Source organism: Streptomyces novaecaesareae (assembly GCF_000716875.1).
Taxonomy (GTDB): Bacteria; Actinomycetota; Actinomycetes; order Streptomycetales; family Streptomycetaceae; genus Kitasatospora; species Kitasatospora novaecaesareae.
Genome location: NZ_JNWQ01000064.1, coordinates 38,894 through 54,326, shown reverse-complemented (window position 1 = coordinate 54,326; position 15,433 = coordinate 38,894). Strand labels below are relative to the sequence as shown.

General features: G+C 71.9%; 13 protein-coding genes. 7 read left to right on the top strand and 6 right to left on the bottom strand.

Annotated elements, in window-relative coordinates; all coding sequences use genetic code 11:
• Nucleotides 1-77: 77 nt before the first annotated feature.
• Nucleotides 78-1,751: an alpha/beta hydrolase gene (locus OP86_RS23100; protein WP_030055377.1), complete on the top strand. Its 1,674-nt coding sequence runs from the start codon at nt 78-80 to the stop codon at nt 1,749-1,751.
• A 29-nt stretch (nt 1,752-1,780) separates the two neighbouring features.
• Entirely contained in the window at nt 1,781-2,359 is a 579-nt protein-coding gene (locus tag OP86_RS23095; RefSeq protein ID WP_030055376.1) for a hypothetical protein, read from the top strand.
• Between the two features lie 6 nt (nt 2,360-2,365).
• Here the strand turns inward: OP86_RS23095 and OP86_RS23090 are convergent, their stop codons facing one another.
• Entirely contained in the window at nt 2,366-3,298 is a 933-nt protein-coding gene (locus tag OP86_RS23090; protein WP_030055375.1) for a hypothetical protein, read from the bottom strand.
• Nucleotides 3,299-3,564: 266 nt separating this feature from the next.
• Between OP86_RS23090 and OP86_RS23085 the strand changes: the two genes are divergently transcribed.
• On the top strand, nt 3,565-4,233 hold the full coding sequence (locus OP86_RS23085; protein ID WP_078589004.1) for a papain-like cysteine protease family protein: 669 nt from the start codon (nt 3,565-3,567) through the stop codon (nt 4,231-4,233).
• Between the two features lie 9 nt (nt 4,234-4,242).
• Entirely contained in the window at nt 4,243-5,148 is a 906-nt protein-coding gene (locus OP86_RS23080; RefSeq protein ID WP_030258519.1) for a hypothetical protein, read from the top strand.
• Between the two features lie 72 nt (nt 5,149-5,220).
• Here OP86_RS23080 and OP86_RS23075 read toward each other — a convergent pair whose 3' ends face one another.
• Nucleotides 5,221-5,877 carry a TetR family transcriptional regulator gene (locus tag OP86_RS23075; RefSeq protein ID WP_030055372.1) on the bottom strand — a complete coding sequence of 219 codons (657 nt, stop codon included), beginning with the start codon at nt 5,875-5,877 and terminating at the stop codon, nt 5,221-5,223.
• Between the two features lie 8 nt (nt 5,878-5,885).
• A complete protein-coding gene (locus tag OP86_RS23070) occupies nt 5,886-7,442 on the bottom strand; it encodes an MFS transporter (protein ID WP_234434998.1) in 1,557 nt (518 codons plus the stop codon).
• 310 nt (nt 7,443-7,752) lie between these two features.
• Here OP86_RS23070 and OP86_RS23065 point away from each other — a divergent pair, with 310 nt between their 5' ends.
• The gene (locus tag OP86_RS23065; RefSeq protein WP_030055371.1) at nt 7,753-8,373 is read left to right on the top strand and encodes a hypothetical protein; all 621 of its coding nucleotides are present in this window, start codon (nt 7,753-7,755) and stop codon (nt 8,371-8,373) included.
• On the opposite strand, the gene trhA is transcribed toward OP86_RS23065, so the two are convergent.
• Nucleotides 8,344-9,036 carry a PAQR family membrane homeostasis protein TrhA gene (trhA, locus tag OP86_RS23060; RefSeq protein ID WP_030055370.1) on the bottom strand — a complete coding sequence of 231 codons (693 nt, stop codon included), beginning with the start codon at nt 9,034-9,036 and terminating at the stop codon, nt 8,344-8,346. The two genes, OP86_RS23065 and trhA, sit on opposite strands and share 30 nt — an antisense overlap.
• Nucleotides 9,037-9,322: 286 nt before the next feature.
• On the opposite strand from trhA, the gene OP86_RS23055 reads away from it, so the two are divergent.
• Nucleotides 9,323-11,149, top strand: a complete 1,827-nt coding sequence (locus tag OP86_RS23055) for a phosphoenolpyruvate carboxykinase (GTP) (protein WP_030258528.1) — start codon at nt 9,323-9,325, stop codon at nt 11,147-11,149.
• 202 nt (nt 11,150-11,351) lie between these two features.
• On the opposite strand, the gene OP86_RS23050 is transcribed toward OP86_RS23055, so the two are convergent.
• Nucleotides 11,352-12,566 (bottom strand): pyridoxal phosphate-dependent aminotransferase, encoded by a 1,215-nt coding sequence (locus tag OP86_RS23050; RefSeq protein WP_030055369.1) that lies wholly within the window; start codon nt 12,564-12,566, stop codon nt 11,352-11,354.
• A 261-nt stretch (nt 12,567-12,827) separates the two neighbouring features.
• Here OP86_RS23050 and OP86_RS23045 point away from each other — a divergent pair, with 261 nt between their 5' ends.
• Nucleotides 12,828-13,523 carry a hypothetical protein gene (locus tag OP86_RS23045; protein ID WP_051830447.1) on the top strand — a complete coding sequence of 232 codons (696 nt, stop codon included), beginning with the start codon at nt 12,828-12,830 and terminating at the stop codon, nt 13,521-13,523.
• Between the two features lie 4 nt (nt 13,524-13,527).
• On the opposite strand, the gene OP86_RS23040 is transcribed toward OP86_RS23045, so the two are convergent.
• Nucleotides 13,528-15,099, bottom strand: a complete 1,572-nt coding sequence (locus OP86_RS23040) for a chitinase (RefSeq protein ID WP_030055367.1) — start codon at nt 15,097-15,099, stop codon at nt 13,528-13,530.
• Nucleotides 15,100-15,433 lie beyond the last annotated feature (334 nt).

Sequence of the window (15,433 nt, the reverse complement as noted above, 5' to 3'; positions counted from 1 at the left end):
CTGACACTGTGTCGGCTGGCGGGGTTATCGTAGCCACGAGTGCCACGGGGGACACTCACAGGTGACGGGGGAACGTCATGGACCTCGTAAGTCTGAGGAACGCGAAACCGGCGGACCTCTATGCGGCGGCCGACGCCTACGACGCGTTGTGCAAGGCCTATGCCCAGCACGCCGCCGACTGGAAGAGCGGTACCACCGACCGGGTCCACGGATCCGGCTGGAGCGGTCCGGCGTCCGCCGCGGCGATCCCCGTCCTGGACGGCATCACCACCAAGCTGAACGCCGCGATGACCGAGCTCAGCTGCATCGGCAAGGAGTTGCGGGACTACACCGACTCCTTCACGCTCGCCCAGGGCAAGCTCAAGCAGGCGCTCGCCGATGCCCAGGCCAAGGGCTTCACGGTCGGCGACGACGGCACCGTGAGCTGGCCCCCGTCGACCAATCCGTACCAGGCCACCGACTGGCAGGCCAAGCAGAAGGCAGCCGCCGAGGAGATCGGCAAGCGGATCGGCACGGCGCTGTCCGAGGCCACCCGCGCCGACGAGGGCCTGGCCTCCGAGCTGAAGCGGTTCGCGGGCCACGCCACGGACAAGTCCGGCCTGGACGAGAAGACGGCGAGTGCCGACGCGTACCTGGAGACCTGGGCCGAGGGAGCCAATCCCCTCTGGCAGCGGAACATACCGGACAAGGACGCCTCCCCCACCGAGGTCAACTCCTGGTGGAAGGGCCTCGGGCCGGAGGGGCAGCAGTGGTTCCTCAGCCACCACCCGGAGGTGCTCGGCAACCTCGACGGCGTTCCGGCGGACGTGCGGGACAAGGTGAACCGTGACCGCTTGGAAGCCCTGATGCACTCCATCAGAGACAAGAAGCCGGGCGAGCTGAACGCCGGAGAGAAGGACCTGCTCGCCCTCTACGGGCCCATCGACGCGCGCCTGCGGCAGCACGAGGGAGAACAACCACCGATCTACCTGCTCGGACTCGGCGGCGAGGGTCAGGGCCGGGCCGTCCTCTCCTACGGGAACCCGGACACCGCCACCGACATCTCCGCCTACGTGCCGGGGATCACCACCACCATGGACAGCCTCGGCCCGGGGGAGAACGACGGGACCAACGAGGCGGAGAACGCGTTGAACCTCTACCGCGCGGCGAGCCGCAAGGCCCCGGCCGGCCACTCCGTCGCCTCGATCGTCTGGCTCGGGTACGACTCGCCGGGGATGGACTTCGGGGCGGCATCGACGAAGGCGGGCAAGGACGGCGCCCCGGCGTACGCGAAGTTCCTCGGCGGAGTGCGGGCCAGTCACGAAGGCACCCAGCCTGCGCACATCACCGCGGTCGGGCACAGCTACGGTTCGTACCTGGTCGGGCAGGCCACCAAGCTCGCCACCCAACCGGGCTCGCACTACGCGCCGCCGGACGACGTGGTCTTCATCGGCAGCCCGGGCGTCGGAGCGGACAAGGCCTCCGACCTCAAGATGCCCTCCGGCCACGTCTGGGTCGGTGCCGCCGCCAACGACATCGTGACGCACGCCCCGTCGAAGTTCAGCATCGACCCGGACGAACGCTGGTACGGGCGGGATCCGTCCAGCAAGCACTTCGGCGCGAACCGCTTCACCGTCGACGACTGGAGCCGCGGCAACCCCATCGACGCGCACACCAAGTACCTGAACGGACGTGGCGGGCCCTCGCTGGACAACATCGCGGCGATCGTCAGCGGCAGCGGGGGCGTCAAGCTGACGGGCCAACGCGGGTGAAGCGGCCGCGACGCGCGCTGGGCTGTTCCGTGGCGACGGTGCTCGTCCTGGCCACCGGCGTGGGGCTGTTCTACAACGGCTACGGTCCGATGGCCCTGAAGGACCGGGAGAACGCCCGGAGCCCGCGCGAGACCAAGGCGCAGCTCGACGACACCCTTCAGGCGGCCATGGGAGCGATCGCTCCACCGGTGAGCTACTTCGGCGGTTTCTACGCCGTGGACCGCAGGCCGGAGCACGCTGACGGTGAGCCGAGCCTGCTGTCCGGCGTCAGGGAAGTCGTCTCCGTCCGGACGAAGGTGGCCCCGGCGAAGACCGAGGTGCTGCTGGAACGGATGAAGCAGCTCTGGGGCGATTGCCGGAGATCCGACGTCACGGTGGAGCACCTGGCGCGGCACTACACCGAACTGCACTGCTCCGGACGCGGTGACGTCCTGTTCACGCTCTCGGTGACCAGCTCCACGGCTGACTCCTACGTCGCGGTGAGCCTGAGCGCGGAGCTCTTCCTGGTGCGCTATCAGCCCGAGAAGGACTACGGCGCCCCTCCGATCGGCGAGCGGCCGAGCCCTGAGCCCGCGCCCGACCTCGACGACCCGTACTGGTCGCACTGACCGCCGTCACTCCCAGTCCCACCGGATCCCCAGGATGCACGGCCGCAGCGCCGTCGCGACGAGGTGGACGCAGTGGTGGCCGTCCAGGGTCAACTCCTCGGACTCGTACGGGGCTTCGCCCGGGGAGTGGAGGGCGAAGCGGTGGCAGCGGACGGGGAGGGCGGCGGGGTGGAAGGTGACCTGGAGGACGTACTGGCCGGCCCCGGAGTTGAAGCCGCGGACGTATTCGCAGCTGGGGTCGGGGGAGGGGGCATCGTCGAAGCCGTAGCCGAGCAGGTGGGTGTCGCCGGCGCGGAGGCGGCGGTCGAGGAGGAGTTCGGCGGCGAGCAGGTGGTGGGCCTGGTCGCGGCGGACGCGGCCGGGGCGGCAGTTCTCCTCGGCGCGGACGCCGACGAGGGTGATGTCGCTGCCGGGGTCGCCCTGGTAGAGGGCGAGGTAGCGGTCGATGCCGTCGCGGTGGGCGCGTAGGGCATGTTGGGAGTCGCGGCGGGTGAGTCGGCGGTCGGGGCCGATCCGGATGCGTTCGATGTGGGTGATGGTGTGCAGGCCGGTGTCGCGCGGGCCGGCGATGGTGGCGAGCAGGTCGTCGACGGCGGTGGCGGGGGTGATGAGGTCGCGGTAGGGGCGTACGGGCGGGCCGGCCGGGGTGGTGTCGGCGGCGCGGCGGGGGCCGAGCAGTCGGGTGAGGGAGTGCTCGGGCAGGTCGAGGACGTCTTCGAGGGCGGCGACGGCGCGCAGGGATTCGGGGCGTTCGGGGCGGCGGCGGCCCTGTTGCCAGTAGCTGAGGCTGGTGAGGCCGACGTTCACGCCGCGTAGTGCGAGGTGGCGGCGGATCCGGTGCAGGGCGAGGCCGCGGACGGTGATGGCGGTGCGCAGGGCGAGGTGGAACGGGCCGGTGCGCAGGGCGGCGGCGAGGTCGGCGTGGTCGCTGCGGTGGATGGCGGCCTCCTCGGAGGGGGGAAGCGGGCTGACCGTGTTTTGACCGTGAATATTCACATCGGGGCGGCGGTTTGTCACCGGTCCGGGCGTGTTACGCGGGGGTTCGCGGGGCGGGGTTCACATCGGCGTCCGCCCGTTCACACCTGAACCAGGCCTTCCGCCAAGCCCGTTGACCCGTCTCCGGGCGGGGCGCGATGCTCGGGGCGCGATCCGGACCGCGCCCCCACACAGCACTCGCACCACTCGTGCAAGGAGGCATTTCCCCCATGCCAGTTCCACGGATACGGCTGCGCCGTACGGTCTCGGTGCTCGCCCTCGGCGTGCTGGGCCCGGTGCTCACCGCCGCAGTGGCGGCGCCCGCGATCGCCGCCCCCACAGCCGCCCCCACTCAGGACCGGGCCCCACACCAGGTCCGCCAGGCCGCCGCGCCCGGCAGCACGGCCGATCCGGCCGGCACGTTCAAGAAGCTCAACATCACCATGCAGCAGCAACAGCAGACCAACTGGTGCTGGGCGGCGAGCGGGAACACCATCGCGACCTGGTTCGGCTACAGCTACAGCCAGAACCAGTTCTGCAACGCGGCGTTCGGCCGCTCGATCAACTCCAGCTGCCCCAACAGCCAGGCCACGCTGGCCGATGTGCAGAACGGGCTGAACTGGGTCGGCATCAACCCGGGCTCCTACGTCACCGGCTACCTGCGCTACACCACCGTGCAGGCCGAGGTGGACGCCGACCGGCCGGTCGAGACCCGCATCCAGTGGAGTTCCGGCGGCGGGCACATGCACGTCCTGTACGGCTACGACACCGGGAACAACTGGGTCTACTGGGGTGACCCGTGGCCGTCCAACTACCGCTACAACTGGGCGGACTACTGGTACTACGTGAACAACGACACGTTCTCGTGGACCCACTCCCTGTACCGGATCGGCGCGTGAGGGGCGACCATGACCGAGCTCAGTAGTCTCCGTCGGGCCGCCGCCGGCGCCCTGCTCACCGCCGGCCTCGCGCTGGCACTCGCCCCGGCCGCGCACGCCGACGCCCCGGCCCCGGCGGCCGACGCCCCGGCGGCCGCCCCGGCCCCGCTGCCCGCCGCCGAGCTGGCCCGGGCCCGCAGCGCGGTCCAGGATCCGGCCGTCCTCGACAAGGTCGGCCACTTCTTCGCCCGCAAGGGCGTCCCGCCGACCCAGCAGCTGACCATCGGCGCCGCCGAGGAAGCGCGGGCGGCGAGCGCGTCGGCGCCGCAGCCGGCCGGTGACACGGTGGCGGTGTACGTCCTGGACGCGGGCTTCGTGGCCGGCACCCCGGGCGCGCCGGTGGCGAAGGCGGAGTTCACCGCCAGCAAGGTGGTCGCGGCGGACGGGCAGACCGCCTCGGTCTGGACGGTCCGGCAGGGCGACGCCTGGCGGGTGGTCAACATCGCCTCGGGCGGCGACGAGAGCGACTACGCGGCGAAGGCGGCGGGCAGCGGCGGCGGCACCGCCTTCCGCGAGCCGCAGGTCAACGCCTGGTACGTGCTGCGCGACGGCCGGGTGCTGCCGCTGGACGACGAGGCCCGCCGCTCGGTGGGCGCGGGCGGGGTGTCGCTGGCCGCGTACCAGCAGCTGGTGCACCAGCGGTACGGGGACAAGCTGCCCGGCTCGGCGTACGACCGGGCGGGCAAGGGCGGCGGCTACCAGGTGGACGCCGGCTCGCAGCCGGTGGCCGCCGCGCAGCCGGTGGCCGCGTCGGAGCCGGCGGCGGGCGGCGGTTCGGTGCTGCCGGCCGTGACGGCGGCCGCGGCCCTGGGCGCCACCGCACTGGCGGGCGCGGGCGCCGGCCTGCGGCGGAGGGCGGGCATCCGCCGCGGGTGAGGGGGGAGCGGGGCCCGGCCGACAGGGCCGGGCCCCGCTGCCTGTCGTCGGGCCCGGTTGTGGACCCTGGGTTCAGACCCCGGCGAAGCCGCTCTCCAGCAGCGCGAAGGTGTGGTCGATCAGGTCCGCGATGGACTCCCGGCCCCCGCCGGCGGCCCACTGCAGGAGGGCTTCGGCGGTGGCCGCGGCGATGGCGGCGGAGGTGACCCGCATGTCGTACGTGGGCTCCTCGACGCCGGCCCGCCGAGTGAGCACGGTGAGGAACAGGGCCTGCGGGTTGTTGCCGCTGCGGTGGATCCCGGCGCGCAGCGCTGGGACCTCGGTGACCAGCCGCATCCGGGTGAACAGCTCCTCGCGTTCGTGCTGGAGCAGTTCGCGGATCAGGCTGGTCATGGCCTCCCGGCAGGAGGTCAGGAAGGGTTCGTCGGTGGGCCGCTCCAGCAGGGCGGCGATCACCGCCGGGTCGTACTCGTCGGAGAGGACCAGGTCCTCCTTGGTCGCGAAGTAGCGGAAGAAGGTGGACGGCGAGACCTCGGCGGCGGCGGCGATCTGCTCCACGGTGGTGTTCTCGTAGCTCTGTTCGGAGAACAGCCGGTACGCCTCGCGGCGGATGGTCTGGCGGGTCTTCAGCTTCTTGCGTTCGCGCAGCGACAGCGGCGCCTCCAGTTTCGCCTGGACCGGGTTGGTCGAGGCGTCCGGGAGGGCCGCGGTCGGCTGCTGGGGAGTCATGCGTCCGATTATCCGCGATCCCCGGTGGCGGCCGGGGTGTCGCCCGGCATCCGTGCCGCGACCAGCACCGCCGAGAGCACCGCGACCAGGCCGGCGACCAGCAGGACCACCCCCATCCCGTGCGTGTACGCGGCGTGCGCGGAGGCGCTGAGGGCGGGCCCGCCCCCGGCCCGGGCGACGGCGTCGGCGGCGACCACCGACTCCCCGGCCCGGTGCGCGGCCCCGGCCGGGAGTCCGCCGGTGTCCAGCGCGCCGCGGTACGCGCCGGACAGCAGGCTGCCGAAGGCGGCGATGCCCAGCGCGCCGCCGACCTGCCGCAGTGTCTGCAGCAGCCCGGAGCCGACCCCGGCCCGGGCCGGCGGCAGGGTGGCCAGTGCGGAGGCCTGCGCGGTGATCAGCGACAGGCCCATGCCGACGCCGAGCACGGCGAGCCAGACCGCGGCCCGCCCGTAGCCGTCTCCGGCGCCGGTACGGCTGCCGAACAGCAGGGCGGCGGCGAGCAGGGCGAGGCCGAGGGCGATCACCGTACGGGCGCCGAGCCGGCCGACCAGCGGGTCGGTGAGCCTGGCGGCGAGGATCAGCCCGAGCATCATCGGCATCAGCCGCAGCCCGCTGCCGAGCGCGTCGGTGCCGAGCACGCTCTGGAAGTAGGGCGGCAGGACGAAGAAGGCGCCGAACAGGACGAAGGAGATCAGCGTCGCCGCGGCGGAGGACCAGCGGAAGGTCGGGTCGGCGAGCAGCGCGAGGTCGAGCATCGGATCGCGCTGCCGCCGGCTGCGCAGCACCAGGACGGTGAGGGCGAGCAGCGAGCCGGCGAGGGTGGCGAGCACCAGCGGGTCGGTCCAGCCGCGTTCGGAGCCCTCGATGATGCCGTAGGTGAGTGCGCTCAGTCCGGTGGCGGCGAGTGCGGTGGCGAGCAGGTCGATCCGGGGCGCGGCGGGGTTGCGGCTCTCCGGCAGCAGCAGGACGCAGGCGACGATGCCGATCGCGGTCAGCGGGATGTTGATCGCGAAGATCGAACCCCACCAGAAGTGCTGGAGCAGGAAGCCGCCGATCAGTGGCCCGAGCGGGGCGCCGGCGGAGAGGGCGGCGGCCAGGATGGCGGTGGCCCGGCGCTGTTCGGCGGGCGGGAAGAGGCCGGGGATCACCGCGAGGGACATCGGCATCACCAGCGCGCCGGCCAGGCCCATTCCGGCGCGGGCGGCGATCAGGGTGGTGGGGGAGCCGGTGAGCATGCCGACGGCGGAGGCGAGGCCGAACAGCGCGAGGCCGACGGTGAGCGTGCGGCGGCGGCCGAACCGGTCGCCCAGCAGTCCGGCGGGGAGCATCGCGGCGGCGAAGACGACGGTGTAGGCGTCGACGATCCACTGCTGCTGGCCGGTGCCGGCCTGTAACTGTGCGGCCAGTGTGGGCAGGGCGACGTTGAGGATCGTCATGTCGAAGCTGATCACCAGCACGCTCAGGGCGACGGCGACCAGGGCGAGCCAGCGGCGCCGGTCGGCGGCCGTGGCGGCTGTGGCGGCCTCGGCGGCGGTGCCGGCGGGAGTGGGCGAAGCGGTGGGCACGGTGACCTCCAGGGGATCTTCTGAGAAAGTCTCTCTCAAATGACAGTAACTCTCAAAAGATGGAAGCCGTCAACATGATGGGCCGGTCCCCGGTCGGTCACGCTCCGTGATGTGTCCTGGAAGTGCTGTTTCCGCACGAGGAATTGACGCAACGTTGATCTGTCGTTCGCCGCCCGGGGGCAGTGGGGAGTGACTGTCGGTAGATACCATGTGGCAATCGGTCAGTGCTGGCCGACGTGTGCCGAGAGCGGAGAAGGGGTGGGGCGGCAGGAGCCGACCACGAGCCCGGCACCGGGAAAGGGGAGCCGAAGTGGCCGACACGGACGACAGGCAGGCGAGTGCCCAGGTGTGGGGCGCGGCGGCGGTGGTGGCCTCCGCGCTGGCCGTGGTCGCGGCCTATCTGATCAACGGAGCCCCGCTGGTCCTGGCGGTCGCCGGGGTCGAGACCGTGCTGCTGATGGTCTACGTCGGCCGCCGCTGGCGCGCGCTGCACGGCCGCCCGCCGCGGGCCCGGCACCGTCCGCGCCGCGGCATCCCGGACGCCGCGCACTGCGAGCGCTGCCGCCGGGCCCGCGAGGCGCTGGACGCTCGGCAGGCGCGCGGCGCCTTCGCCGGTGCGGTGCGGCCGGAGGCGTCGGCGGCCTCCCCGGGGCACCGGGAGCACGATGCGTACGACGCGTACGACGAGCATGACGAGCATGACGAGTACGACGAGTACGACGAGCACCCGGGCTGCCGGGAGCACCCCGACTCCGCCCCGCAGTCGGAGCCCGGCGCGGCGGACCACTCGCCGTACGCGTGCCACCCGCAGGTCCGGGCGCCGTACGAGCGGCCCTGGACGGCGGAACGGGCGGCCGCCCGGTCCGTGGACCGTTCGACCGCCCGTCGTGGTGCGCCGGGTTCAGCCGGCCGTGCTGTACGCCACCAGTGAGACGCCGACGTACTGCACGATGAACGCCCCGAGGGTGAAGGCGTGGAACACCTCGTGGAACCCGAACCAGCGCGGTGAGGGATCGGGCCGCTTGAGCCCGTACACCACGCCGCCGACGCTGTAGAGCACCCCGCCGACGATCATCAGCACCAGGACGGCGACGCCGCCGGTGTGCAGGAAGTCCGGCAGGAAGAACGCGGCGGCCCAGCCCAGCGCTATGTACACCGGTGTGTACAGCCAGCGCGGCGCGCCGACCCAGAACACCCGGAACGCCACTCCGGCGAGCGCGCCGCCCCACACCGCCCAGAGCAGCAGCTGCTGGTCCGCGCCCTTGAGCAGCAGCATGGTGAACGGCGTGTAGGTGCCCGCGATGATCAGGAAGATGTTCGCGTGGTCCAGCCGGCGCAGGACGGCGTCGCCGCGCGGGCCCCAGGTGAAGCGGTGGTACACCGCGCTGACTCCGAACAGCAGCCAGGCGCTGACCGAGTAGATCGCGCAGGCGATCTTGGCGGGCGTGGAGTCGGCCAGGCAGATCAGCACGATCCCGGCGGCCACGGTGGCGGGGAACATCCCGGCGTGCAGCCAGCCGCGCCACTTCGGCTTGCTCTCCCTGGTGCGGGCAGGGTCCTCCGCGAGGCTCTCGGCGAGCGCAGCAGCAGTCATGCGCAGCATGCTACCGGGCTACCTACGGATCCGTAGGTTACTGGCGCGTAAGGAAGTGGCGCTCGTCACTCTTGGACGTTTTGGAGCATTTGAAGTGTGGCGCCGCGCACTCCGGCCGGGATGTCGGCGGCCTGTTACCTGCAAGTAATCATACTTACTGTCGTAAAAGATGCGTCAATTTCGACGCTGTGCAGCGTTCCGGGCTTGAGCCCGGAGCTACGCTGCAAGCACCCTCAGACCCCCGCAACGCCATCTCCTCGCCGAGATGGCGTGAAACGGAGCGATCGTGTCGTACGAGATCTCTGCTCTCAGCGCATCCGCGCCCACCCGCCACAAGCAGCTGCTCGCTTGGGTGAGCGAGATCGCTGAGCTCACCCAGCCGGACCGCATCGAGTGGTGCGACGGTTCCGACGAGGAGTACCAGCGCCTCGCGGACCTGCTGGTGGATCAGGGCACCTTCAAGAAACTCGACGAGGAGAAGCGCCCCAACTCCTACTACGCCGCCTCGGACCCGACGGACGTGGCGCGCGTGGAGGACCGCACCTACATCTGCTCCGAGCAGGAGAAGGACGCCGGCCCGACCAACAACTGGAAGGCCCCCGCCGAGATGCGGGAGGTCTTCCAGGGCGAACAGGGCCTGTTCCGCGGCGCGATGAAGGGCCGCACGATGTACGTCGTGCCCTTCTCGATGGGCCCGGTCGGGTCCCCGCTGGCCGCGTACGGCGTCGAGATCACCGACTCCGCCTACGTCGCGGTGTCGATGCGCGTGATGACCCGCATGGGCCGGGCCGTGCTCGACCAGCTCGGCGAGGACGGCGACTTCGTCAAGGCCGTCCACACCGTCGGTGCCCCGCTCGCCGAGGGCGAGGCGGACGTGCCGTGGCCCTGCAACAGCACCAAGTACATCTCGCACTTCCCGGAGACCAAGGAGATCTGGTCCTTCGGCTCGGGCTACGGCGGCAACGCCCTGCTCGGCAAGAAGTGCTACGCGCTGCGCATCGCCTCGACCATGGCCCGCGACGAGGGCTGGCTGGCCGAGCACATGCTCATCCTGAAGCTCACCCCGCCGTCCGGCGAGGCCAAGTACGTCGCGGCCGCCTTCCCGTCGGCCTGCGGCAAGACCAACCTGGCCATGCTCCAGCCGACCGTCCCGGGCTGGAAGGTCGAGACGATCGGCGACGACATCGCCTGGATGCGCTTCGGCGCCGACGGCCGCCTGTACGCCATCAACCCCGAGGCCGGCTTCTTCGGCGTCGCGCCCGGCACCGGCGTGGACACCAACGCCAACGCCATCGACACCCTCTGGGGCAACACCGTCTTCACCAACGTCGCCCTCACCGACGACGGCGACGTGTGGTGGGAGGGCCTCACCGAGGAGCCCCCGGCGCACCTGACCGACTGGCGCGGCAACGACTGGACCCCCGAGTCCGGCACCCCGGCCGCCCACCCGAACGCCCGCTTCGCCGTCCCGGCCGCGCAGTGCCCGACCATCGCCCCCGAGTGGGAGGACCCGGCGGGCGTGCCGATCTCGGCGATCCTGTTCGGCGGCCGCCGCGCCACCGCCGTCCCGCTGGTGACCGAGTCCTTCGACTGGCAGCACGGCGTCTTCCTCGGCGCCAACATCGCCTCCGAGAAGACCGCCGCCGCCGAGGGAACCGTGGGCGAGCTGCGCCGCGACCCGTTCGCGATGCTGCCGTTCTGCGGCTACAACATGGGCGACTACTTCGCCCACTGGCTGAAGGTCGGCGCCCAGGCGGACGCCGCCAAGCTGCCGAAGATCTACTACGTCAACTGGTTCCGCAAGAACGCCGAGGGCAAGTTCGTCTGGCCCGGCTACGGCGAGAACAGCCGCGTGCTCAAGTGGATCGTCGAGCGCCTGGAGGGCACCGGCGAGGGCGTCGAGACCCCGATCGGCGTGCTGCCGACCGTCGAGGGCTTCGACCTCGGCGACCTGAAGCTGTCCCAGGAGGACCTCGACCTGCTCTTCACCGTGGACGCCGACATCTGGCGCCAGGAGGCCGCCCTCGTGCCGGCCCACCTGGAGACCTTCGGCGACCACACCCCGAAGGAGCTGTGGGACGAGTACCGGAGCCTGGTCGCGCGCCTCGGCTGAGCCTGAGCCTCAACCGAGCGAGAGGCGGTCGCGCGGCACGAACCGAGCGCCCCGCCGAGCGACAGGACGGCCGGAGTTCCGCCGGACGATCTTTCCCCGACCAAGGAGATCGTCCGGGCCGGGACTCCGGCCGTAATGCCTTTCCCCGCGCCTTTCCCCGTGCCCTTCCCCTCCGGTGGAGGAGCCGGGGGTCACCGGGGGTTCACGGCTGGGTGTAGCCGTCGAGGAACTCGCCGATGCGGGTCACGGCGTCGGTGACCTCCTCGGCGCGCGGCAGGGTGACCAGGCGGAAGTGGTCCGGCTCGGGCCAGTTGAAGCCGGTGCCCTGGACCAGCAGGATGCGCTGGGAGCGCAGCAGGTCGAGGACCATCTGCGCGTCGTCCTTGATCTTGTAGACCTTCGGGTCCAGCCGCGGGAACGCGTACAGCGCGCCCTTGGGCTTGACGCAGCTGACCCCGGGGATCTCGTTGAGCAGTCGGTACGCGGCGTCGCGGGAGGCGAGCAGCCGCCCGCCGGGGAGCACCAGGTCGCGGATCGACTGCCGGCCGCCGAGCGCGGCGGCCACCGCGTGCTGGGCGGGCATGTTGGCGCACAGGCGCATCGAGGCGAGCACGGTGAGGCCCTCGATGTAGCTGTGGGCCCGCTGCCGGTCGCCGGACAGCACCATCCAGCCGGAGCGGAAGCCCGCGACGCGGTACGCCTTGGACAGCCCGTTGAAGGTGACGCAGAAGAGGTCCGGGGCCAGGGTGGCCAGCGGGACGTGCTCGGCGTCGTCGTAGAGGATCTTGTCGTAGATCTCGTCGGCGTAGACCACCAGCTTGTGCCGGCGGGCGATCTCGACGATGCCCTCCAGCACCGGGCGCGGGTAGACCGCGCCGGTCGGGTTGTTCGGGTTGATCACCACGATGGCCCTGGTCCGGTCGGTGACCTTGGCTTCGATGTCGGCGAGGTCCGGGTACCACTCGGACTGCTCGTCGCAGCGGTAGTGCACCGCGGTGCCGCCGGCCAGCGAGACCGAGGCGGTCCACAGCGGGTAGTCCGGGGCCGGGACGAGCACCTCGTCGCCGTCGTCCAGCAGCGCGGTCATCGCCAGTTGGATCAGCTCGGAGACGCCGTTGCCGAGGAAGACGTCGTCGACGGAGAGGCCGTGCAGCCCGCGGTCCTCGTAGTGCATGACCACCGCGCGGCGGGCGGAGAGCAGGCCCTTGGAGTCGCCGTAGCCGTGCGCGTTCGCGAGGTTGCGCAGGATGTCCTGGAGGATCTCCGGGGGCGCCTCGAAGCCGAAGGTGGCCGGGTTGCCGGTGTTGAGCTTGAGGATGCGGTGGCCCTGTTCCTCCAGCCGCATCGCCTCGTCGAGTACCGGGCCGCGGATGTCGTAGCAGACATTGGCGAGCTTGCTGGACTGGATGACCTGCATGCCTGCCTACTTTAGGGGTACGACGGGGCCCCGCGTCGGGTGTCCTGGGGCGCGGGTGAAAGCGCCCGCAGCGACCCCCTTGGATCGGCAGGCGGGGGCGTTCGGCCGCCTTTCAAACCGGCGGCCGGATGTCCCGGAATGCTCCCGTACACGAGGAATGCGGGCTCGATCGTGTTCGGAACGAGACGGAGGGCACACCGCCGGGCGGGCCGGGCACGGGAGGATGTGGCCGGTGCGTCGGATCGAGGAGGGGGTGCGCCGGTGGTACCGGTCGTGGCCGCGGCGGTGCTGGTCGGTCTCCTGGTGGCTCCGCCGTTGCGCGGGCTGATCGCCTACTTCGCCGTGCCCGAGGGTGAACCCTGGTGCGGGGCCTGCCCGTTGTGCGGGCGCGCGGTGCGGTTGCTGGCGCCGACGGGGCGCTGCCCGGGCTGCCGGGGGCGCCTCGGCGCCGGCGCCGGGACGGTGGAGGCGGTCGCGGCGGCGGTCGCCCTCGCGGTGGCGTACGCGGCGGACGGGCCGCAGGTCATGGCCCTGGCCTGGGCGGGCCTGCTCGGCGTGGTGCTCGGCTTCGTGGACGGGCGGGTGCGCCGCCTGCCGCACCTGCTGAACCTGGCGCTGCTCGCCGGAGTGGCCGTACTACTGGGGGTGGCGGCCCTGGCCGACGGACGCCCCGGGGTGCTGCTGCGCTGCCTGCTGGTGGCGCTCGCGGTCGGGGCGCTGCTCGAACTGGCCGTCTGGGCGCGCGCGTTGGGCCCCGGGGACTCTCCGCTCGGGTTCGCGCTGGGCGGACTGCTCGGCTGGTACGGCTGGTCGGTGGCGCTCGGCGGGCTGTTCGCCGCCTGCCTGTCTCGTGGGCTCGGAGATGTGTATAAGAGACAGGTACCGGAGCGGTGCGACGGGCCCCGCCGTCGGCGCGCGGGCCCCACCCTCAAGGAGCGGCGCGCCGGAGGGGGTTGAGGCCTCAGGGCATCGTGTGGACGAACGGGCCGACCGCGCCCGAGAACGCGTTGCCGTTGTTGGCGTCCCAGTTGGTGGACCAGGTCATCGCGCCGCGGATGGTGGGCCACTTGGCCGGCGGGACGAAGCTGCCGCAGTTGTTGCCGGTGGCGAGGCAGTCCAGCGCGTTGTTCACCACGGTCGGCGAGACGTAGCCGCCGCCCGCCGCCTTGGCCGAGGCCGGCACGCCGATGCCGACCTGGTCGGGCCGCAGGCCGCCCTGGATGTGGGTGCAGACCTGCGAGGTGATGAAGTCGATGGTGCCCTGGTTGTAGACCTTGCCGTCGCAGCCGTTCATACCGCCCGAGTTGTAGAACTGGGTGTTGACGACGGTCAGGATGTCCTTGGTCCTCAGCGCCAGTTGGAAGTAGGCGCCGGCGGTGCTGTACATCCCGATGGTCTCGGGCGCCATGGTCAGGACGAAGCCGGAGCCGACCTTGGCCTGCAGGGTGTGCAGGGCGTCGCCGAGCGGGCCGGCCTGGACGCCGTTCTCCAGGTCGACGTCGATGCCGTCGAAGCCGTAGTCCTTGATGATCGCGTAGGCGCTGTTGGCGAAGTTGGCGCCGGCCGTGGCGTCCCCGACGGTGATCGCGCCGTTCTGGCCGCCGATGGAGAGGACGACCTTCTTGCCTGCCGCCTGCTTGGCCTTGATGTCGGCGCGGAACTGGGCGTCGGTGTAGCCGCCGAGCGCCTTGGACAGGCCCGGGTCCAGGGTGAAGCCGATCGCGCCGGTCTGGGTCGGCACGGCGTCGGCGAAGGAGACCGCGATGATGTCGTACGCGCTCTGGACGTCGCCGAGGCGCTGCGGGGTCGAGCCGTTGTCGAAGTTCTGCCAGTAACCGGTGACCACGTGCGCGGGCAGGCCGGTGGCCGGCGGGGTGGTGCCGGTCGGGGTGGGGGTCGGCGTCGCGGTCTGGGTGGGCGTCGCGGTCGCCGTGGGGGAGGCGGTGGCCGTCGCGGTCGGCGTGGGGGTGGGGGTCGCGGTGGGCGGCGGGGTGCCCGTGCCGCCGGGGCCGACCAGCGTGACGTCGTCGGCGAGGTAGGCGCTCTGGCCGTACCAGCCGTGCAGGTAGACGGTGACGCTGGTGGCGTTCGCCCCGGTGGTGAAGGTGGTGGACAGCTGGTTCCAGCTGTTCTGGTTCGACCAGGTGGACGGGTCGGTGCCGCCGGTGCCGCGCGCACCGAGGTAGACGTACGGGCCCTGGACCCACGCGCTCAGCGTGTAGCTGGAGTTGGGCAGCACGCTGATGGTCTGGGAGCACTCGGCGGTGTCGCCGGCGCCCGGGGTGGCCTGCAGCGCGCCGGTGCCGGAGTGGACCGGCGAGGAGACGGCGGCCGCGGCGCCGGTACAGCTCCAGCCGCCCAGTCCGCTGTCGAAGCCGCCGTTGGTGAGGAGGTTGCCGACCGCCGCGCCGGCGCCGCCGGCGAAGAGGGCGAGGCCGCCGCCGGCCAGGGCGAGGGCGGTGGCACCGGCCGCGACGGCCGGGAGGGGGCTGCGCCGGCGCTTGTGGGAGGGCTGGTTCAGCGTACGGGCCATGGGGTGACGCTCCTGGGGGAGGAGCGGCCGCCGCGGTGGGGGGCGCGGCGGCCGCGTGTGGGGGAGGGCTCCCGTCGGCTTCGGGTTCAGAGCGACCGGAGGCGAGGAGGGTGTTGCGTCGGTGAAAAGCCGGCGGGGGAGGGCCGGAGGAGGATCGTTCCGTCCCGGATCAAAAGCTGGACTAGACCATTGCTGGCCGTCAAGCATCGGACGGACGGCTTACGGTTCCGTTAAGGATTCGGAGACCGTTCCGTGTCCGCGCCGTCGGCACCCCCGGACGACCGCCGAACCGCCCCCGGGCGGCGCCCCGAGACCCCCGACACGCCCGTCGCGA

What these genes read in the sequence shown, in the direction of transcription:
- OP86_RS23050 (WP_030055369.1), bottom strand. Translation starts at nt 12,566, where the DNA reads ATGCAGGTCATCCAGTCCAGCAAGCTCGCCAATGTCTGCTACGACATC.
- OP86_RS23040 (WP_030055367.1), bottom strand. Translation starts at nt 15,099, where the DNA reads ATGGCCCGTACGCTGAACCAGCCCTCCCACAAGCGCCGGCGCAGCCCC.
- OP86_RS23075 (WP_030055372.1), bottom strand. Translation starts at nt 5,877, where the DNA reads ATGACTCCCCAGCAGCCGACCGCGGCCCTCCCGGACGCCTCGACCAAC.
- trhA (WP_030055370.1), bottom strand. Translation starts at nt 9,036, where the DNA reads ATGACTGCTGCTGCGCTCGCCGAGAGCCTCGCGGAGGACCCTGCCCGC.
- OP86_RS23085 (WP_078589004.1), top strand. Translation starts at nt 3,565, where the DNA reads ATGCCAGTTCCACGGATACGGCTGCGCCGTACGGTCTCGGTGCTCGCC.
- OP86_RS23080 (WP_030258519.1), top strand. Translation starts at nt 4,243, where the DNA reads ATGACCGAGCTCAGTAGTCTCCGTCGGGCCGCCGCCGGCGCCCTGCTC.
- OP86_RS23100 (WP_030055377.1), top strand. Translation starts at nt 78, where the DNA reads ATGGACCTCGTAAGTCTGAGGAACGCGAAACCGGCGGACCTCTATGCG.